The sequence below is a fragment of the Sulfitobacter sp. DSM 110093 genome (assembly GCF_022788715.1).
GTDB lineage: Bacteria > Pseudomonadota > Alphaproteobacteria > Rhodobacterales > Rhodobacteraceae > Sulfitobacter.
This window is the reverse complement of record NZ_CP085167.1, coordinates 38,376-55,723: the sequence shown is the minus strand read 5'-3', so window position 1 is coordinate 55,723 and position 17,348 is coordinate 38,376. Positions and strand designations below refer to the sequence as shown.

The 17,348-nt window shown below is 60.2% G+C and carries 19 protein-coding genes; 15 read left to right on the top strand and 4 right to left on the bottom strand.

Annotated elements, in window-relative coordinates:
• The first annotated feature begins 124 nt into the window (after positions 1-124).
• The 4 genes from DSM110093_RS00245 (at position 125) to DSM110093_RS00230 (ending at position 5,665) form a co-directional block, all read left to right on the top strand.
• Positions 125-1,963 (top strand): ABC transporter ATP-binding protein, encoded by a 1,839-nt coding sequence (locus tag DSM110093_RS00245; protein WP_243266171.1) that lies wholly within the window; start codon positions 125-127, stop codon positions 1,961-1,963.
• The gene (locus DSM110093_RS00240) at positions 1,960-3,792 is read left to right on the top strand and encodes an ABC transporter ATP-binding protein (protein WP_243266170.1); all 1,833 of its coding nucleotides are present in this window, start codon (positions 1,960-1,962) and stop codon (positions 3,790-3,792) included. The genes DSM110093_RS00245 and DSM110093_RS00240 overlap by 4 nt, the downstream gene beginning before the upstream one ends.
• 37 nt (positions 3,793-3,829) lie before the next feature.
• Complete coding sequence (locus DSM110093_RS00235; RefSeq protein ID WP_243266169.1) at positions 3,830-5,053, top strand: class I SAM-dependent RNA methyltransferase; 1,224 nt, start codon at positions 3,830-3,832, stop codon at positions 5,051-5,053.
• Between the two features lie 114 nt (positions 5,054-5,167).
• A complete protein-coding gene (locus DSM110093_RS00230) occupies positions 5,168-5,665 on the top strand; it encodes a L,D-transpeptidase family protein (protein ID WP_243266168.1) in 498 nt (165 codons plus the stop codon).
• A 67-nt stretch (positions 5,666-5,732) separates the two neighbouring features.
• On the opposite strand, the gene DSM110093_RS00225 is transcribed toward DSM110093_RS00230, so the two are convergent.
• Positions 5,733-6,230, bottom strand: coding sequence for a CAP domain-containing protein (locus tag DSM110093_RS00225; protein WP_243266167.1), 498 nt, complete (start codon positions 6,228-6,230; stop codon positions 5,733-5,735).
• Positions 6,231-6,397: 167 nt separating this feature from the next.
• On the opposite strand from DSM110093_RS00225, the gene DSM110093_RS00220 reads away from it, so the two are divergent.
• A complete protein-coding gene (locus tag DSM110093_RS00220; RefSeq protein ID WP_093927573.1) occupies positions 6,398-7,009 on the top strand; it encodes a L,D-transpeptidase in 612 nt (203 codons plus the stop codon).
• A gap of 141 nt (positions 7,010-7,150) precedes the next feature.
• Positions 7,151-7,333 (top strand): hypothetical protein, encoded by a 183-nt coding sequence (locus tag DSM110093_RS00215; protein ID WP_067261136.1) that lies wholly within the window; start codon positions 7,151-7,153, stop codon positions 7,331-7,333.
• Positions 7,334-7,436: 103 nt separating this feature from the next.
• Here DSM110093_RS00215 and hemH read toward each other — a convergent pair whose 3' ends face one another.
• A complete protein-coding gene (gene hemH / locus DSM110093_RS00210; RefSeq protein WP_243266166.1) occupies positions 7,437-8,525 on the bottom strand; it encodes a ferrochelatase in 1,089 nt (362 codons plus the stop codon).
• A gap of 53 nt (positions 8,526-8,578) precedes the next feature.
• Positions 8,579-9,397 (bottom strand): SAM-dependent methyltransferase, encoded by an 819-nt coding sequence (locus tag DSM110093_RS00205; RefSeq protein WP_243266165.1) that lies wholly within the window; start codon positions 9,395-9,397, stop codon positions 8,579-8,581.
• A gap of 14 nt (positions 9,398-9,411) precedes the next feature.
• Here DSM110093_RS00205 and DSM110093_RS00200 point away from each other — a divergent pair, with 14 nt between their 5' ends.
• Genes DSM110093_RS00200 through DSM110093_RS00185 form a run of 4 tightly spaced genes read left to right on the top strand, consistent with a single transcriptional unit; the run spans position 9,412 to position 11,719 of the window.
• Positions 9,412-10,143 carry a ComF family protein gene (locus DSM110093_RS00200; RefSeq protein WP_243266164.1) on the top strand — a complete coding sequence of 244 codons (732 nt, stop codon included), beginning with the start codon at positions 9,412-9,414 and terminating at the stop codon, positions 10,141-10,143.
• A 36-nt stretch (positions 10,144-10,179) separates the two neighbouring features.
• Positions 10,180-10,440 (top strand): glutaredoxin 3, encoded by a 261-nt coding sequence (gene grxC, locus DSM110093_RS00195; protein WP_243266163.1) that lies wholly within the window; start codon positions 10,180-10,182, stop codon positions 10,438-10,440.
• Positions 10,437-11,267 carry a carbon-nitrogen hydrolase family protein gene (locus DSM110093_RS00190; protein ID WP_243266162.1) on the top strand — a complete coding sequence of 277 codons (831 nt, stop codon included), beginning with the start codon at positions 10,437-10,439 and terminating at the stop codon, positions 11,265-11,267. The genes grxC and DSM110093_RS00190 overlap by 4 nt, the downstream gene beginning before the upstream one ends.
• 11 nt (positions 11,268-11,278) lie before the next feature.
• Positions 11,279-11,719 carry a MarR family winged helix-turn-helix transcriptional regulator gene (locus DSM110093_RS00185; protein ID WP_067627893.1) on the top strand — a complete coding sequence of 147 codons (441 nt, stop codon included), beginning with the start codon at positions 11,279-11,281 and terminating at the stop codon, positions 11,717-11,719.
• Here the strand turns inward: DSM110093_RS00185 and ubiG are convergent.
• On the bottom strand, positions 11,694-12,464 hold the full coding sequence (ubiG, locus tag DSM110093_RS00180; RefSeq protein ID WP_243266161.1) for a bifunctional 2-polyprenyl-6-hydroxyphenol methylase/3-demethylubiquinol 3-O-methyltransferase UbiG: 771 nt from the start codon (positions 12,462-12,464) through the stop codon (positions 11,694-11,696). The genes DSM110093_RS00185 and ubiG overlap by 26 nt on opposite strands.
• Positions 12,465-12,512: 48 nt before the next feature.
• On the opposite strand from ubiG, the gene pip reads away from it, so the two are divergent.
• The 5 genes from pip to DSM110093_RS00155 all read left to right on the top strand — a co-directional run bounded on the left by pip (position 12,513) and on the right by DSM110093_RS00155 (position 17,344).
• Positions 12,513-13,481, top strand: coding sequence for a prolyl aminopeptidase (pip, locus tag DSM110093_RS00175; RefSeq protein WP_243266160.1), 969 nt, complete (start codon positions 12,513-12,515; stop codon positions 13,479-13,481).
• Positions 13,478-14,344 carry an ABC transporter substrate-binding protein gene (locus tag DSM110093_RS00170; protein ID WP_243266159.1) on the top strand — a complete coding sequence of 289 codons (867 nt, stop codon included), beginning with the start codon at positions 13,478-13,480 and terminating at the stop codon, positions 14,342-14,344. Before pip ends, DSM110093_RS00170 begins: the two co-directional genes overlap by 4 nt.
• A 152-nt stretch (positions 14,345-14,496) precedes the next feature.
• Positions 14,497-15,075 carry a ribosome maturation factor RimP gene (gene rimP / locus DSM110093_RS00165; RefSeq protein ID WP_243266158.1) on the top strand — a complete coding sequence of 193 codons (579 nt, stop codon included), beginning with the start codon at positions 14,497-14,499 and terminating at the stop codon, positions 15,073-15,075.
• A complete protein-coding gene (gene nusA, locus DSM110093_RS00160) occupies positions 15,075-16,703 on the top strand; it encodes a transcription termination factor NusA (RefSeq protein WP_243266157.1) in 1,629 nt (542 codons plus the stop codon). Before rimP ends, nusA begins: the two co-directional genes overlap by 1 nt.
• Positions 16,704-16,723: 20 nt before the next feature.
• A complete protein-coding gene (locus DSM110093_RS00155; protein ID WP_243266156.1) occupies positions 16,724-17,344 on the top strand; it encodes an RNA-binding protein in 621 nt (206 codons plus the stop codon).
• The last annotated feature ends 4 nt before the right edge of the window (positions 17,345-17,348 follow it).

The following is a 17,348-nucleotide window of genomic DNA, read 5'->3' as shown; positions in this document are numbered from 1 at the left end:
CGGAAATTCGGCTATCCAAACCGCATTACAAGGGAGATGGGCGAGCTGTACCGCGGGATCTGGTTTAGCTAAGCTGGCATAACCATTGCCGCGTATTTTGCACGTCTATTTCCAAGGTCTCCCCATGTTTCGCTTTTTCGAAAACCTCGTTGATCCCTATGTTGCCTATCGGGAAAAGGATCATCCGCCGCAGGGGCTTTGGCCCTTTTTGCGGGACTACGCGCAGCCCTTTAAAAAGGTCTTTGTCCTCGCCGGGGTGATGGCGATCCTTGTCGCGGCGATTGAGATTGGTCTGATCTACTATATGGGCCGTATCGTTGACCTGTTGGGCAGCGACCCTGCGCAGATGTGGGAGAATTACGGGACCGAATTGATCCTTGTCGCAGTCGCGGTGCTGTTCCTGCGGCCCTTGGTGCAAGCCTTTGACGTGATGCTGCTGAACAACGCCATCCTGCCGAACTTTGGCACCCTGATCCGCTGGCGGGCGCATCGGCATGTCTTGCGACAATCGGTCGGCTGGTTCGAGAATGATTTCGCCGGGCGTATCGCCAACCGGATCATGCAGACACCCCCGGCAGCGGGGGAGGTGGTCTTTCAGGTTTTCGATGCGATCTCTTACTCGCTAGCCTATATGATCGGCGCGGCGATCCTGCTTTCTACCTCCGATATCCGTTTGTTAGTGCCGCTTTTGGGCTGGTTTGTGCTCTACGGCGGCTTGGTGGCTTGGACGATTAAACGGGTCGGACCAGCGTCCAAAGCGGCGTCGGACGCGCGTTCGCAAGTGACCGGGCGCGTGGTGGATGCCTATACGAATATCCATTCAGTCAAGATGTTCGCGCACCATGATCTAGAGGTCGATTTTGCCGGAGAGGCCATCGAAGAGGCGCGGCGCACCTTCCAAGGCGAGATGCGCATCTTCACCATCATGGACGTGGTACTGACTATTTTGAATGGGATGCTGATCGTTGGCGTCGTTGGCTGGGCGTTGGTGCTTTGGATGGGCGGCGAAGCGAGTGTCGGTGTTGTGGCCGCTGCCGCAGCACTGGCGCTGCGCCTGAATTCGATGACCGGCTGGATCATGTGGGCGCTGTCGAGCTTTTTCCGTGAATTGGGTGTTGTGGCCGAGGGGATGGAGACCATTGCCCAGCCTCTCGCCCTGACCGACCGCCACGACGCGCCGTCGCTGAAGTTGACGGATGGGGAGATCGAGATGGCAGATCTAAGCCACCACTACGGGCGCGAAAGCGGCGGGCTCCAAGGCATCAATATCACCGTACAACCGGGCGAGAAGATTGGCCTTGTTGGCCGCTCCGGCGCGGGGAAATCGACCCTCGTGAAGCTGATGCTGCGGTTCTATGACGCCGAAGCGGGGCAGATCCGGATCGACGGGCAGGACATCTCCCAATTCCGGCAAGACAGTCTGCGGCGGCATATCGGTGTCGTGCAGCAGGATTCATCGCTGCTGCACCGCTCGGTGCGGGAAAACATCCTTTATGGCCGTCCCGACGCAACCGAGGCTGAGATGATCGCGGCTGCGAAACAGGCGCAGGCGCATGAGTTCATCCTTGATCTGACAGATCCGGAGGGGCGCTCGGGCTATGACGCGCGTGTAGGCGAGAGGGGCGTGAAGCTGTCCGGCGGGCAGCGTCAGCGCATCACGCTCGCGCGGGTGATCCTCAAGGACGCGCCGATCTTGCTGCTGGATGAGGCGACGAGCGCGCTCGACAGTGAGGTGGAGGCGGTGATTCAGGAAACGCTCTATGGCATGATGGCGGGTAAAACGGTCATCGCCATCGCGCACCGGCTGTCGACGATTGCCGAGATGGACCGAATTCTTGTTCTGGATCAGGGACGTATCGTCGAAGAAGGCACCCATGACGCGCTTTTGCAGAAAGCTGGCCTATATGCAGCCTTCTGGCACCGTCAGTCGGGCGGTTTTCTCGCATTGGATGACAAGACGTGAGCATTTCGAACTGGATCAACCCGTTTCACCCCGCCGATGGCCCGCCGCCGCAAACGCTGGGGGCTTTCATGCGCTGGTGCCTGTCGGGCGCTTGGCCGGTGCTCTGGCTCGCGGCTTTTCTGTCGGCAGCCGCCGGCGCGATGGAGGCGGGCACGGCGTGGATTTTGGGCAAGGTCATCGATGCCACGGTCAGCGCGGGCCCTGAGCGGTTCTTCGAAGGCAGCAGTCTGGTGTTGGTACTGGGCGCGGTGGCGTTCTTTCTGGTGGCGCGGCCCGTGCTGTTCGGTCTGTCCTCGGCCTCGAACGCGATCATGGTGCAACCCAATGTGAATCCGCTGGTGTTGTCGCGTTTGCACCGTTGGACGCTGGGGCAGAACGTCAATTTCTTTGACGAAGACTTCGCCGGCCGCATCGCGCAAAAGCAGATGCAGGCGGCGCGGGCGGTGACGGATGTGGCGGCTGAGGTGATCAACGTGGTGGCTTTTGCGCTGGCGTCCCTCGTGGGGTCGGTGGCGCTACTTTTGGCGATCGATTGGCGCGTGGCGGTTGGGTTTTCGGTCTGGCTGGTCATGTATCTGGCGCTGATCAACTGGTTCTTGCCGCGCGTGCGTAAGCGGGCGGCGGGCCGTGCCGGGGCGCGGGCGTTGGTGTCGGGGCAGGTGGTGGATACGATTACCAATATCAAGACGGTGAAGCTCTTTGCCCATGCCGATCACGAGGACCGCGCAGCGCTTTCCGCGATGCAAAGCTTTCGTGCCCGGGCGCTGGAGTTTGGCTATCTCGCCGCAGGGTTCCGTTTGGCGCTGATGAGCCTTGCGGGGCTTTTGCCGGTGCTTCTGCTTGGCGGGACGATCCTGCTGTGGCAGCGCGGTATGGCAAGCGAGGGGGATATCGTGGCCTCCGGTGCCATCGCGATCCGTATCGCACAGATGACCGGTTGGGTGTCTTTCACGCTGATGGCGATCTATTCCAACATTGGTGAGGTCGAAGACGGCATGCGCACCCTGACGCCGCGCGTGCGGTTGGACGACGGGCCTGATGCGCAAGAGTTGGTGGTGAAGGCCGGGCAGATCGAACTGCGCGACCTCGGTTTTGCCTATGGCCGCCAGACCGGCGGGATCGACCGGATTTCACTGACCATCAAACCAGGTGAGAAGCTGGGGATCGTTGGCGCTTCGGGGGCAGGGAAATCGACCCTCGTGGCGCTGCTTTTGCGGCTCTATGAACCGGAACAGGGCAAGATCGTGATTGACGGGATGGATACATCGGAAGTCACGCAAGAGAGCCTGCGGCGAAATATCGGTATGGTCACGCAAGAAACGGCGATGTTCAACCGCTCGGCCCGGGACAACATCCTTTACGGGCGACCCGACGCGACAGAGGCCGAGGTCATCGCGGCGGCGCAGCGTGCCGAGGCGCATGACTTCATTCAAGAGCTTGAAGATCACAAAGGCCGCCGTGGCTATGACGCGCACCTGGGGGAGCGGGGGGTGAAGCTTTCCGGCGGGCAGCGTCAGCGTATCGCCTTGGCCCGCGCCATTTTGAAAGACGCGCCTATTCTAGTGCTGGACGAGGCGACAAGCGCGCTGGATAGCGAAGTGGAGGCCGCCATTCAGCAGACCCTAGACCGTGTGATGGAGGGGAAAACCGTGCTTGCCATCGCGCACCGTCTGTCGACCCTGACAGAAATGGACCGCATCATGGTGTTGGACGCAGGCCGCATCGCAGAGATCGGCAGCCATGCTGATCTGCTTGCCCAAGACGGGCTTTATGCGCGCTATTGGCACCGTCAGTCGGGCGGGTTTCTGGATGTGAGGGCGGCGGAATAGGCTTTCGCTGTGGCGGTTGCCGCGCTATGGGCAGGCTATGACAGAACATCACATCTTGCGCCTTGGCCACCACGGCGACGGCATCGCCGAAGGTCCGATCTTTGCTCCGATGACCCTGCCGGGGGAAACCGTCAGCGGTGAAGTCGAGGGCCAACAGCTGCGCGACGTGCGGATTGTTACGCCGTCCGAACAGCGGGTCGCGCCGCCGTGCCGCCATTTCAAATCCTGCGGGGGCTGCCAGTTGCAGCATGCCGGAGATGATTTCGTGGCCGGGTGGAAGGTCGATGTGGTCCGCAATGCGCTGTCGGCGCATGGGTTAGAGACAGAATTTCGCCCCATCCAAACCTCGCCTGCGCAATCGCGCCGCCGGGCCACCTTTGCTGCGCGCCGCACGAAAAAGGGCGCCATGGCCGGGTTCCATGGCCGCGCTTCTGACGTGTTGATCGAGGTGCCGGGCTGTCAGTTGGTCGATCCCGCGCTCTTGCCGGGGTTGAAGGTTGCAGAGGAACTGGCGCTGATCGGCACCAGCCGCAAGGCCGAATTGGCCGTGACCGTGACGCTGTCGGAAGAGGGGCTGGACGTGTCGGTTGCCAATGGCAAACCGCTCGACGGGCCGCTGAGGCAGCAGTTGGCGCAGACCTGTGAGGCTTTGGCACTGGCACGGCTGACGTGGGATGGCGAGGTGATCGCGATGCGCGCACCGCCCGCGCAGCGCTTTGGCAACGCAGCGGTCACGCCCCCGCCGGGCGCTTTCCTACAAGCGACGCGCCATGGGGAGGCAGCCCTGCTTGCCGCAGTGACCGAAGCCGTTGGCGATGCCGATACCGTTGTCGATCTCTTCGCGGGCTGCGGTACTTTTGCTTTGCCCCTTGCACAAAAGGCGCGAGTACATGCGGTTGAGGGCGATGCCGAGATGATCGCCGCCTTGGAGGGTGGCTGGCGTCGCGCCAAGGGCGCCAAACCGGTCACTACGGCGACGCGCGATCTGTTTCGCCGCCCCCTTTTGCCAGATGAGTTGGCCAAGGTTGATGCCGTTGTGCTTGACCCGCCGCGCGCCGGAGCAGAGGCGCAGGTGGCCGAGATCATCCGTGCGCAGGTGTCTCGGGTGGCCTATGTGTCCTGCAATCCGGTAAGCTTTGCCCGTGACGTGCAAAACATGGTGTCAGCGGGGTATCGTCTCGACTGGGTTCAAGTCGTGGATCAGTTCCGTTGGTCCTCTCATGTTGAGCTTGCTGCCTGTCTGACCGCGCCTGAGAGCTAAGGCAAAGATGCCTTTTTTGATGCGGGTCATCACCTTTTTTTGAATGAAATGAATCGCTCTCTGTGCTACCGCGAGTAAAAAGGCCGGAATGGCCATGGCTTCGAGGGCACAGTGATGAAACGCAGGACAATGATACTTGGCGGCACCGCTATGGTGGCGCTTGGCGCATGCAGCAGCAGTAAATTCAAACGCTACAATGGTCCTGAAGTGACCTATGTGGTTGTGAACAAAAGCCAACGTCGCATGATGTTGCTGCATCATAACCGCGTTTTGGAAGACTACCCGATCAAGTTGGGCTTCGCTCCGGTAGGCCATAAAGTGGTCGAAGGCGACGGGCGTACGCCCGAAGGGCTATATCGAATCGACCGTCGCAATCCGAACAGCCGTTTTCATCTTTCGATTGGTATCGATTACCCGAACCAGTTGGATGCCGAATATGCACGTTCGATGGGCAAGAGCCCCGGAGGCGACATCTTTATTCACGGGCAGAAAGACCCGCGGAAGAAGGAAAAGCACGATTGGACTTGGGGCTGTATCGCCGTCACCAACAAAGAGATCGAAGATGTCTATGCGATGGTGCGCGATGGCACGCCGATTCTGATTACGCCCTAATAATCATATCGGCAGAAACGAAACCGGCCCCCGCAGGGGCCGGAAGAACCGCTAAATCATTGCAAGATCAGTTGCCGACAACCAGTGTCCACCAGATCTTGCCACCGTTTTCCTGATACCAAGAGAAACCCATCTGGCGGCCATCTGGCGCCATCAAGATGCGGCGGGTGTCTGGCTGCTCCATCCAAGCGGCGAGGGTCTCAAGCTCGGTCTCATAGGTTTCCGAGATCACTTCGCCGACGAGGCCACCGGTATAGCCAACGCGCTGGATGCGGTCGATTGGCGACGATCCATCAGAGCCAAAGTGCCAAGGACGGTTTTGCACCGACATATCGCGCGAGTGTGTCGCGGCGGCGGCGTTCAGTTTGGCATCCAGCGCCAAAGGCGTGACCCCGGCCGAGCTGCGCAGCGCATTCACCGAGTCGAGCATACGGAATTGGATTGTACCCGCGTCGGAACGGCTGATGCGGTAAGAGCCGCTGGCTTTGCCACCGGTCGTGCTGGACGGGGCACAGGCAGACAGCGCAACCGTCAGCGCCAGCAGGATGGACAGGATACGGATCATATGAGCGCTCCACGCAATTAAATTTTTCCTGCCTTACATCGGGGTGCGTTGCAGTTCAAACGCACATCGGCGTGAGTCTGCCATCAAACAGCGGTTTCAATTGAAACTGCGACTTTCAAGCCATATATGTGGCATTAATTAGCATAATTTCAGTTTGGAGACGCTCCATGTCCGCTCACCGTTTTTCGTTTCAGAGCCGTCGTGGCTTCCTTGCTGGCAGTGCTGCGATGCTTGCCACGCCGGCACTGGCGCAAGATACCTCTTCTTTTAACTCAGACGCGACCACCGAAGCAGAGCGCGATTTGACTGAATCGGTCAAACGCAATGTCTCTAGCTTTCGCATGTTGGATTGGCGGCCTTATTTCAGCGACACGCGCAACGGTGCGGTGCTGGTAGATATTGACAGCCGCGCGGTGCATTACTGGTCCGAAGATCAAAGCGTTTATAAGCTTTACCCTTCGTCCGTGCCCCTGACCGAAGACCTGACCCGTCGTGGCCGTACCCGGATCATCAAGAAAGTAGAGGGGCCAAGCTGGCGCCCGACGCCTTCGATGCTAAAGCGAAATCCTGAGTGGCCGCCCTATGTCGGCCCCGGCCCGGACAACCCCTTGGGCTCCCACGCGCTATACCTCAGCTGGACCTATTATCGTATCCACGGAACCCACGACACAAGAAAAATTGGACGTAAGTCTTCCAATGGTTGTATCGGGCTCTATAACGAACATATCGCCGAACTTTTTGCCTTCACAAAGGTCGGCACCCAAGTGTTGCTTATTTGACGACATTTTCCTGATTCCTTGATGCAATAGCTGATTCCGGGTTTGCAAACTTTTGCCGATACTGTTTAGAACGGAGTCACGAGGTAAGTCTTGGGCGCGTGTATGTACATGATACTGCACGCCTATTCTGGAGGTTATGTTATGAAGAAACTCGTTCTCGCCGCTGCTCTGTCCGCTGCTGCATCGACTGCTTTTGCTGGTTCGCTGGCCGAGCCAATCGTCGAAGCACCGGTTATCGTGGAAGAAACAACAGGTTCGTCCTCGGGCATCCTGGTTCCCCTGATCCTGTTGGCACTGGTTGCCGCAGCTGTTGCTTCCGACTAATCGGAACTGACGATCAAACGGAAAAGGCGGTGCAGTGCACCGCCTTTTTTGTATTCTGCGTATGGTTTTGAAAAGGGGCCGCCGCAGCGACCCCCGGATCGGCTTAGATCCAACCGGCTAGATTTTCGCTGATGATCGTGGTCAGTGCCTCGATATGCGCGTCATCATCGTTAAGGCATGGGATATAGGTGAAATCGTCACCGCCCGCCTCTTCAAAGCTCTCCTTGATCTCTTCGTTGATCTCTTCCAGCGTTTCGATGCAATCCGCCGAAAAGGCGGGCGCGCAGACGGCGATGCTTTTCTTGCCAGCTTTGGCCTGCCGGGCAACCTCTTCCACCGTGTAGGGCTGCAACCATTCTTCGGGGCCGAATTGCGATTGGAAGGTCGTCATTATCTCGCTGTCTTGCCAGCCCAAACGCTCTTTCAACAGGCGCGTCGTTTTCTGGCATTGGCAATGATAGGGGTCACCCTCCATCAGATAGCGCTGCGGCAGACCGTGGTAGGAGCAGACCAGCAGGTCGGGCTTCTTGTCCTTCGCGGCATAGGCACGCTCAACCGATTGGGCCAGCGCTTCGATATAGTCAGGGCGGTCGAAGTAGGGGGCAACGGTGCGCGACGCAGGCTGCCATTTCTCTTTGGCCAGCGCGGCAAAGAAAGCGTCATTCGCCGTCGCGGTCGTGGCCCCGGCATATTGCGGGTAAAGCGGGAAAAACAGGATCTTCTGGCATCCTGCGGCGGTCATCGCTTCGACCTTGGACCGGGTCGATGGGTTGCCGTAGCGCATGGCGTAATCGACCATCACATCGGCACCGTAACGCGCCTGCAGCGCCGCCTTGATCTTGGCAGTCTGCGACTTGGTGATCGTTGCCAGCGGGCTTTCGTTTTCGGCTTCGTTCCAGATGGATTTATACGCCGCGCCGCTGGTGAAGGGGCGTTTGGTCAGGATCACCGTTTGCAGCAGTGGTTGCCATTTCCACGGGCTATAGTCGATCACTCGACGGTCCGAGAGGAACTCGCTTAGGTAGCGGCGCATCGACCAATAATCATAACCGTCCGGCGTGCCGAGGTTGGCGAGCAGGACGCCAACCTTGGGACGCGGGACTTTGGGGTGGTCGCTGGGGCCGTGTTGGGGTTGGCCGGAGTCTGGTTGACCGGCGTCGGCTTGGGCGGATTGGGGCTGGGCTGCCTGCATGGGGTTTCCTCGCACATATCATCTGCGCAGAGATAGCCGCTCTGAGGGTCGGGTCAATCGGGGAGGGGCTCTTCGCGACTATTCAGCGCATCTGCAAGCCGCTGTTGTGCGGAACCGGGACGCAGGGGTCTCTGCTGACTATCGTCCGGCGCCCAACCGGCGAGGAAGATCATATCGAAGGTCGCGGTGACCCGGCCAGAGGCAGCGGTGAAATGGGTGGCATAAAGCTCTGCTGCCCGGATCAGAACCGCGCGGCCTGTGGGGCGGCGCAGCCGGGCTTGCAACGCGTTGCCTTCACCCATCTCGCGCAGATCGCGCATCAATGCCCAAGCGTTTTCGTATTCCACGGTCAGCGGTTGGCTATCGGCCACCGGCAGCGCCAGTCCGGCGCGTTGCAATAGCGCACCCAAATCGCGCAGTTCCCCCATCGGGGCAATGCGCGGCGACAGGCCGCCGGTCACTTCGGCTTCGGCTTGGCCAAGACAAGCCCGCAACTCATGCAGAGTCTGCCCGCCAAGCGCCACGGCGTGCAGCAGCCCATCGGGCCGCAGCGCACGGCGGCATTGGATCAATTGGCCGATGGGGTCATTCGCCCAATGCAGCCCCATGGCGTGGATCACCAGATCATGGGCCTGCGGTTCCAGCGCCAATACCTCGGCCTCGGGGATAATCTTGGCGTTGGGGAAGGCGGCCGCCCAGACCTGCGGGAAAGCGGTCACGATGGCTGGAGCGGTAAACGGTTTCTTAACCAGTCCCACCCGATCCTGAACCTCATCGGCGGCTGCCTGTTGCAAGAACATACCCCGCACCGTCGCGCGGGCGCGGCGATGGGCAAGGGCCGTGGGGTCGATCAGGGGAGGCTGTGCTGTCATGAGGAACACATAGAATGCCGCCACGGGGACTTCAAACAGCGGTGTCGTTAATTTACCCGCCGCGCTGTCTGGGCTGTGGCGGGGTGGTGGACGCAGATTTCGGGCTTTGCGGCACCTGTTGGCGTGACATGTCCTTTATCGGCGGCACGGTTTGCGATGCTTGCGGGGTGCCGCTGCCGGGTGGCGGCGATCTGGCTTCACCGCATTGTGATGCTTGTCTTGCCACACCGCGCCCTTGGGCACAGGGCCGTGCGGCGTTGCTCTATCGGGATATGGGGCGCAAACTGGTGCTGGCATTGAAACACGGCGACCGCCAAGAGATCGCTCGCCCCGCAGCCCGTTGGATGGCGCAGGCGGTGCAGGAAATTTTGCCCGAACAGGCGCTGATCGCTCCGGTGCCGTTGCATTGGCTACGGTTGCTGAAGCGGCGCTACAATCAATCGGCCCTGCTGGCCAAGGCGCTGTCGGCGCAGACTGGTCTCAGTTGGTGCCCTGACTTGCTGCAACGCACCCGGAGCACGCCCTCGCTTGATGGGTTGGGGCGGGTGGAACGGTTCGACGTGCTGCATGAGGCGATCCGCGTTCACCCACGACGGCGCCACAGATTGATCGCGCGGCCCGTGATTTTGGTGGATGATGTATTCACGTCGGGGGCCACACTAACGGCCACGACGCAGGCCTGTATTGATGCCGGTTCCGGCCCCGTTTTCGTGCTGGCACTGGCGCGCGTGGCCAAAGAGACCTAGATCACTGTGCAACGTTAACTGTTCAAAGGGTGATCTATGCAACCTGTCGAAATCTATACCTCCCCGCTTTGCGGGTTTTGCCATTCCGCCAAACGTCTGCTGACCCAAAAGGGCGCGGCTTTTGATGAGGTCGATGTTCTGTCCGAACCTGAGCGCAAGAAAGAGATGATCCAACGCGCTGGCGGTGCCCGTACCGTGCCTCAGATCTTTATCGGTGAGGTGCATGTAGGTGGCTGTGATGAGCTTTACGCACTGGACCGCGCTGGTAAACTCGACGCGCTGCTGCAAGACACATGAAAACCGCGCTGCTGCAACTCAACGTCTCGGACGATCCGGCCACCAATCTGATCGAAACCCGCGCCTTATTGCGCGAGGCGGTGGCGGGCGGGGCAGAATTTGTCTTGACGCCCGAGGTGACGAATTGCGTCAGCACCAGCCGGTCCCATCAGCAGGCAGTGCTCGCCTATGAGGAAGACGATGCCACCCTCGCCGCCCTGCGCGAAGAGGCGGCGAAGGCTGGTATCTGGCTGCTGATCGGTTCGCTTGCGCTTAAGACGCGCGGCGGCGACGGGCGTTTTGCTAATCGCTCATTCCTGATCTCTCCGCAGGGAGAGATTGTGGCCCGTTACGACAAGATCCATATGTTCGACGTGGATATCAGCGCGACAGAAACCTACCGAGAGTCCGCAGGCTATCGCCCCGGTGATAAGGCGGTAGTGGCCGAGACGCCCTTTGGTAAGATCGGCATGTCAGTTTGCTATGACATGCGCTTTCCCGCGCTTTATCAGGCACTTGCAGAGGCGGGGGCGCGTATCCTCACGATGCCTGCGGCGTTCTCTCCGGTGACGGGGGCCGCGCATTGGCACAGTCTGCTGCGGGCGCGGGCGATTGAGAATGGCTGCTATGTGCTGGCTCCGGCGCAGACCGGCACCCATGCCAGCACCGAGCATAAGACCCGCGACACCTATGGGCATTCGCTGGTTGTGGCCCCTTGGGGGGAGGTTGTGTTGGATGCCGGGACGGCCCCCGGCGTTTACTTTTGTGACATGGACATGGAAGAATGTGACAAGGCCCGCGCCAAAGTGCCCAGCCTTGCCAACCGCCGCACCTTTGCCGCGCCCTGACCGGACCTAAGATGACCGACGATAAAAATACCCTTGCGATCATGCTGTTCGGTGAATTGCTGGCCGCCGATCAACAGGTGCGCAGTCGCCTAACGCGGGTTCTGCCGCGCGGGATGGAGATCTCGCATTTTTCGGTGCTGAACTCTCTGTCGTGGCACGGCGGCGAACGCTCGCCCGCGCAATTGGCCGAGACATTCAACGTCACCCGCGGGGCGATGACCAACACGCTCAGCAAACTGGAGTGGGCCGGTTATGTTCATATTCGCCCCGATTGGGATGACGCGCGGCGCAAGATGGTTGCGATCAGCCCCGCCGGGCGGCAGGCACGGGATGCCGCGGTGAACGCGATCACGCCGATGATTTCCAACGTGGTGGATGATCTGGGCGAAGAGCAGGTCCGCGCCACGCTGCCGATCCTGCGCGCGCTCAGGCGTCAGTTGAGCCAGGGTTAAGGCCCGGATTAAGGCTGGCGGTCACGTAGTTCACGCTCAGATCCCGATCCGACAGACGCCAAGACCATGCAACGGGGTTAAAGACGAAACCCTTGCGGTCCACAGGCTCCAGCCCGGCGCGGTTCAGCAGCTCATAAAGCTCATCGGGGGTGATGAACTTGTTCCAGTCATGTGTGCCCTTAGGCAGCCAGCGCATCACATGCTCTGCGCCCACAATCGCCATCATGAAGGATTTGGGATTGCGGTTCAGGGTCGAACAGATGTGCAGCCCGCCGGGTTTCAGCAGGCGGCGGCAGGCGATCAGGTAGTCGATGGGGGAGGCAACGTGTTCAACGACCTCCATATTCAGCACGACGTCAAATTTCTCACCGGCCTCGGCCATATCCTCGGCGGTGGTGTGGCGATAATCAATCTCCAGCCCCGACTGCTGCGCGTGAATTTGCGCGACGGGGATGTTGCCCGCCGCCGCATCCGCGCCGACCACCTCGGCCCCCAGCCGGGCCATCGGTTCCGACAGCAGCCCGCCGCCGCACCCGATGTCGAGAATGCGCAGACCCTTAAACGGCGCGTCGGCAGTTAGATCGCGGTCAAACTCCCCGGCGATTTGGCTGGTGATATAATCCAATCGGCAGGGGTTCAGCATATGCAGCGGCTTGAACTTGCCGTTCAAATCCCACCATTCGGCGGCCATCGCCTCGAATTTGGCGATCTCGGCGGGGTCGATGGTTGATTGATCCGCTTGCATTCTGATCTCCCTGTGCTCTTTTGGGTTCAATGACTATATAGGGCGGCAATGGACAAGTATCCCGACCAAAAACGCGACGCAGCGCATCTTTATCCGCCGGTGGAGCCTTTCGACCAGCGGATGTTGTCTGTGGGGCAGGGGCATCAGGTTTATGTAGAGCAATGCGGCAACCCCGATGGTATCCCCGTTGTCGTGCTCCATGGCGGCCCCGGTGGCGGCTGTAGCCCGGCAATGCGGCGTTATTTCGATCCCAAGGTGTACCGGGTGGTACTGTTTGACCAACGCGGCTGCGGACGCTCCACCCCGCATGCGTCGGTCACGGACAACACGACATGGCATTTGGTCGCGGATATCGAGCTGATTCGCAGCACACTCGGCATCGACAAATGGATGGTTTTTGGCGGTTCTTGGGGGGCGACCTTGGCCCTGATCTATGCCCAAGCGCATCCAGAGGCCGTGCGCCATCTGATCCTGCGTGGTGTGTTTCTCATGACGCAAGCCGAGCTTGATTGGTTCTACGGCGGCGGGGCCGGGCGATTCTGGCCCGAACTTTGGGCGCGCTTTGTAAATATGATCCCCGAAGGGGAGCACGCTGATCTAATCGCGGCTTACCACCGACGGCTGTTTTCGGGCGATCTGGGGGTTGAGCAGAACTATGGCCGCGCATGGGCCGCGTGGGAGAATGCGCTGGCGTCGGTGCATTCTGATGGCGTTTCGCACGGTGGGCCATCGGCCTATGCGCGGGCGTTTTCGCGGTTAGAGAACCATTACTTCACCAACAATGGATTTTTGGAGTTCGACGGTCAGATCCTCGAACATATGGGCCGCATCGCGCATATTCCGGGGGTGATCGTGCAGGGGCGCTATGACATGATTTGTCCCCCTTCGGGCGCCTATGCGCTGGCGGAGCGCTGGCCCAATGCCGATCTGCGGATGATCCGCAACGCGGGCCACGCCCTGTCAGAGCCGGGGATCAGTGCAGAACTGGTGCGGACCATGGATAGGATTTGCCAGTGACGCGCGGGCGCAACTCTCTGCTGGATCGCCGGGCGCTTTTCACCACCGGTGCGGCTGCGGCTTTGCTGGCCGCGACAGGTGCGGGCGCCGGAGAGCCACCCCGGCGCGGGGGCCGTTTGCGGCTGGCGCTTTCGGGTGCCACGCGTGACGACACTTGGGTCAAAGGCGACGGTCTGTTCATGCAGGTCGCGCGGCAGGGGCTGATTTTTGACACGCTGACCGAAGTTACGGGCAATGGCATCCTCAAAGGTGAGTTGGCGACTGGCTGGCAAGCCAGCGACGGCGCGCGGCAATGGCAATTCGATCTGCGCCCCGATGTGCGCTTTCACGATGGCAGCCCGCTGACCGCCCGCGATGTTGTGGCCAGTCTGCAATCCGTCCTGACCGAAGCTGAGGTCGCGGTGCAAGACGACCTGAAGGTGCAGGTCACATTGGCCGCGGCGAATCCCGACCTGCCGCTGCTGCTGGCGCAATCGCGCTATGTGATCCGCCCGGCGCATGCCGCAGAGGCCGGGATCGGCACCGGGCTTTACAGTCTGCGGCGCTTTTCCGCCGGGCGTCAGGTTTTGGCCGAGCGGGTGGAGAGCCATTACAAGGACGGCACAGCCGGATGGTTCGATACGGTCGAGCTTGTCTCGATCCCCGCGCGGGAGGTCCGGGCGCAAGCACTGAGCGAAGGGCTTGTGGATGCAGCGGATTTACCCGCGGGGCCCCGCTATCGCGAGCGGGGTGATGTGACACTTCAGGCAGATAGCGCCGGCGGGGTCAGCGCCCTGTCGGACAATCTGCGCCAACCGCCGAACCCCGGACGCCAAGCGCCGATGGACAACCTGCGCGCGGCTGAGCGGTGGTGGTTCGGCTGAGAGGGGTTGCAGTTTCAGGCTTTCCGGCCTATATCCCCTTTCAACAGCGGCGCTTTCGGGTCCAAACCGAAGGCTCCACCGATCTTGAACACGGGCCGCGCGCCCGTTTTTTTATGCCTGAACGAAACTGCCAGATTTAAATTGGATGTCTCATGTCGAATGACCTGATTGCCAAAGCCGCCATTGACCGCCGCCTGGCCGAGATCATCACCCCGGTGATCGAGGACATGGGCTTTGAGTTGGTGCGCGTCCGCCTGATGTCGGGCAAGTCTACCATCCTGCAAGTCATGGCCGACCGGCCTGATGGCGGGATCGAGGTGGACGAATGCGCCAAAATCTCGCAGGCCATCGGCGCGGTCTTGGATGTCGAAGATCCGATTTTGGACGAATATTCGCTTGAGGTTTCCAGCCCCGGCATCGACCGCCCGCTGACGCGGCTTAAGGATTTCGATGCCTTTGAGGGCTATGAGGCCAAGATTGAGACCACCGAACTGATCGATGGCCGCCGCCGCTTTAAGGGTGAGCTGGCTGGCGTTGAAGGTGGCGAAGTGCTGATCAATGTCGAAGAAGGCACCATCGGCTTGCAGTTCGACTGGCTCAGCGATGCCAAGCTGGTGCTGACCGACGACCTGATCAAAGAAATGCTCCGCCAGCGCAAAGCGTCCGGCGCGATCGACGAAAACGAATTTGATGATATCGAGACTGAAGAGTCTGCTGAGGGAGACACCTAATGGCCATTACATCTGCAAACCAGCTTGAGCTGTTGCAAACCGCCGAGGCAGTTGCGCGCGAAAAGATGATCGACCCCGGTCTGGTCGTCGAAGCGATGGAAGAATCCCTCGCCCGTGCCGCCAAGTCCCGCTACGGCGCCGAGATGGACATCCGGGTCGATATCGACCGCAAGACCGGCAAAGCGACCTTCACCCGCGTTCGCACTGTGGTCGAGGACGAAGAGCTTGAGAACTATCAAGCCGAATTTACGGTAGACCAAGCCAAGCAGTATATGGCTGACCCCAAGGTCGGCGACACTTACGTCGAAGAAGTCCCCCCGGTTGAGATGGGCCGCATCGCGGCGCAGTCGGCCAAGCAGGTAATTCTGCAGAAGGTCCGCGAAGCTGAGCGTGATCGCCAGTTCGAAGAATTCAAAGACCGCGCCGGTACAATCATCAACGGTCTGGTCAAGCGCGAGGAGTACGGCAACGTTATCGTCGATGTGGGCGCTGGCGAAGCGATCCTGCGCCGGAACGAAAAGATCGGCCGCGAAAGCTATCGCCCGAACGACCGTATCCGCGTTTACATCAAAGACGTGCGCCGCGAGCAGCGTGGCCCGCAGATTTTCCTGAGCCGCACCGCGCCTGAGTTCATGGCCGAGTTGTTCAAGATGGAAGTGCCGGAAATCTATGACGGCATCATCGAGATCAAAGCCGTCGCCCGTGACCCCGGTTCGCGCGCAAAGATCGCCGTGATTTCGCATGACGGCTCCATCGACCCTGTCGGTGCCTGTGTTGGTATGCGCGGTAGCCGCGTGCAGGCCGTCGTGAACGAGCTTCAGGGCGAGAAAATCGACATCATCCCGTGGAACGAAGACCAGCCGACCTTCCTTGTGAACGCGCTTCAGCCTGCGGAAGTGTCGAAAGTGGTTCTGGACGAAGAAGCCGGTAAAATCGAAGTCGTCGTTCCCGAAGAGCAGCTGTCGCTTGCGATTGGCCGCCGTGGTCAGAACGTGCGTCTGGCCAGCCAGTTGACCGGTCTCGATATCGACATCATGACCGAAGAGCAGGAAAGCCAGCGCCGTCAGGCCGAGTTCGAACTGCGCACCAAGCTGTTCATGGACAACCTCGATCTGGACGAATTCTTTGCCCAGCTTCTGGTTTCCGAAGGCTTTACCAACCTCGAAGAAGTGGCTTATGTCGAAGTTGACGAGCTGCTGGTCATCGACGGTGTGGACGAAGACACCGCTGGCGAGTTGCAGGCCCGTGCCCGTGATGTGCTCGAAGCGCAGAACAAAGCTGCACTTGATAACGCCCGCGCCTTGGGTGTCGAAGACAGCCTGGTTGAATTTGAGGGTCTGACCCCCCAAATGTTAGAAGCGCTGGCAAAAGACGACGTGAAAACCTTGGAAGATTTCGCCACCTGTGCCGATTGGGAACTGGCTGGCGGCTGGACCACGGTCAACGGCGAGCGTGTTAAGGACGATGGTGCGCTTGAGCCCTTTGAGGTCAGCCTTGAAGACGCCCAAGCTATGATCATGACCGCCCGTGTCATGCTGGGCTGGGTCGACCCGACCGAGCTTGAAGCCGACGCGGACGAAGACGACGTAGAAACAGACGGCGAGAACGCCGAGGAGGCCGAGGCCTAATCGGGCCTCGGGGGTTGCACATGGGACGCGGTGGCGCTTCGAATGACCAGCAGACTGGTCCAGAACGCAAGTGCATTGCCACGGGCGACGTGCAGCCAAAACACGGGTTGATCCGTTTTGTGATCGGCCCGGACAATCAGGTTTACCCGGATATTTTGGGTAAACTGCCGGGTCGGGGCATTTATGTCTCGGCTGACCGTGCCGCGCTGGAACTTGCGGTAAAGAAAAAGGCCTTTGCTCGGTCGGCGAAACAGCCGGTCACGCTGCCAGAGGGGTTGATCGACGAAGTCGAGCAACAATTGGCGCGCCGGGTGGTGGACTTGATCTCGCTCCAGCGCAAGGCAGGCAAGGCGGTCGCCGGCTACGAAAAGGTCAAGGGTTGGTTGCAAACCGAAGAGGCCGAAGTATTGATACAGGCCGTAGACGGGTCAGGGCGCGGTAAGTCCAAGCTGAGCACCCCTCATTACGGTCACTACATCGGTTGGTTGACAGCCGATGAATTGGGTTTGGCATTCGGTCGCCAAACTGTGATACATGGGGCGCTCGCCTCTGGCGGACTCACGCAACGTGTTGTAGAGGAAGCCGGACGACTTAAAGGCGTGCGCGTAAACGAGGGTGGCAGCGGCCATCCGAAAGGATAGACGA

What these genes read in the sequence shown, in the direction of transcription:
- DSM110093_RS00245 (WP_243266171.1), top strand. Translation starts at nt 125, where the DNA reads ATGTTTCGCTTTTTCGAAAACCTCGTTGATCCCTATGTTGCCTATCGG.
- DSM110093_RS00235 (WP_243266169.1), top strand. Translation starts at nt 3,830, where the DNA reads ATGACAGAACATCACATCTTGCGCCTTGGCCACCACGGCGACGGCATC.
- DSM110093_RS00230 (WP_243266168.1), top strand. Translation starts at nt 5,168, where the DNA reads ATGAAACGCAGGACAATGATACTTGGCGGCACCGCTATGGTGGCGCTT.
- DSM110093_RS00225 (WP_243266167.1), bottom strand. Translation starts at nt 6,230, where the DNA reads ATGATCCGTATCCTGTCCATCCTGCTGGCGCTGACGGTTGCGCTGTCT.
- DSM110093_RS00220 (WP_093927573.1), top strand. Translation starts at nt 6,398, where the DNA reads ATGTCCGCTCACCGTTTTTCGTTTCAGAGCCGTCGTGGCTTCCTTGCT.
- DSM110093_RS00215 (WP_067261136.1), top strand. Translation starts at nt 7,151, where the DNA reads ATGAAGAAACTCGTTCTCGCCGCTGCTCTGTCCGCTGCTGCATCGACT.
- hemH (WP_243266166.1), bottom strand. Translation starts at nt 8,525, where the DNA reads ATGCAGGCAGCCCAGCCCCAATCCGCCCAAGCCGACGCCGGTCAACCA.
- DSM110093_RS00205 (WP_243266165.1), bottom strand. Translation starts at nt 9,397, where the DNA reads ATGACAGCACAGCCTCCCCTGATCGACCCCACGGCCCTTGCCCATCGC.
- DSM110093_RS00200 (WP_243266164.1), top strand. Translation starts at nt 9,412, where the DNA reads ATGCCGCCACGGGGACTTCAAACAGCGGTGTCGTTAATTTACCCGCCG.
- grxC (WP_243266163.1), top strand. Translation starts at nt 10,180, where the DNA reads ATGCAACCTGTCGAAATCTATACCTCCCCGCTTTGCGGGTTTTGCCAT.
- DSM110093_RS00190 (WP_243266162.1), top strand. Translation starts at nt 10,437, where the DNA reads ATGAAAACCGCGCTGCTGCAACTCAACGTCTCGGACGATCCGGCCACC.
- DSM110093_RS00185 (WP_067627893.1), top strand. Translation starts at nt 11,279, where the DNA reads ATGACCGACGATAAAAATACCCTTGCGATCATGCTGTTCGGTGAATTG.
- ubiG (WP_243266161.1), bottom strand. Translation starts at nt 12,464, where the DNA reads ATGCAAGCGGATCAATCAACCATCGACCCCGCCGAGATCGCCAAATTC.
- pip (WP_243266160.1), top strand. Translation starts at nt 12,513, where the DNA reads ATGGACAAGTATCCCGACCAAAAACGCGACGCAGCGCATCTTTATCCG.
- rimP (WP_243266158.1), top strand. Translation starts at nt 14,497, where the DNA reads ATGTCGAATGACCTGATTGCCAAAGCCGCCATTGACCGCCGCCTGGCC.
- nusA (WP_243266157.1), top strand. Translation starts at nt 15,075, where the DNA reads ATGGCCATTACATCTGCAAACCAGCTTGAGCTGTTGCAAACCGCCGAG.
- DSM110093_RS00155 (WP_243266156.1), top strand. Translation starts at nt 16,724, where the DNA reads ATGGGACGCGGTGGCGCTTCGAATGACCAGCAGACTGGTCCAGAACGC.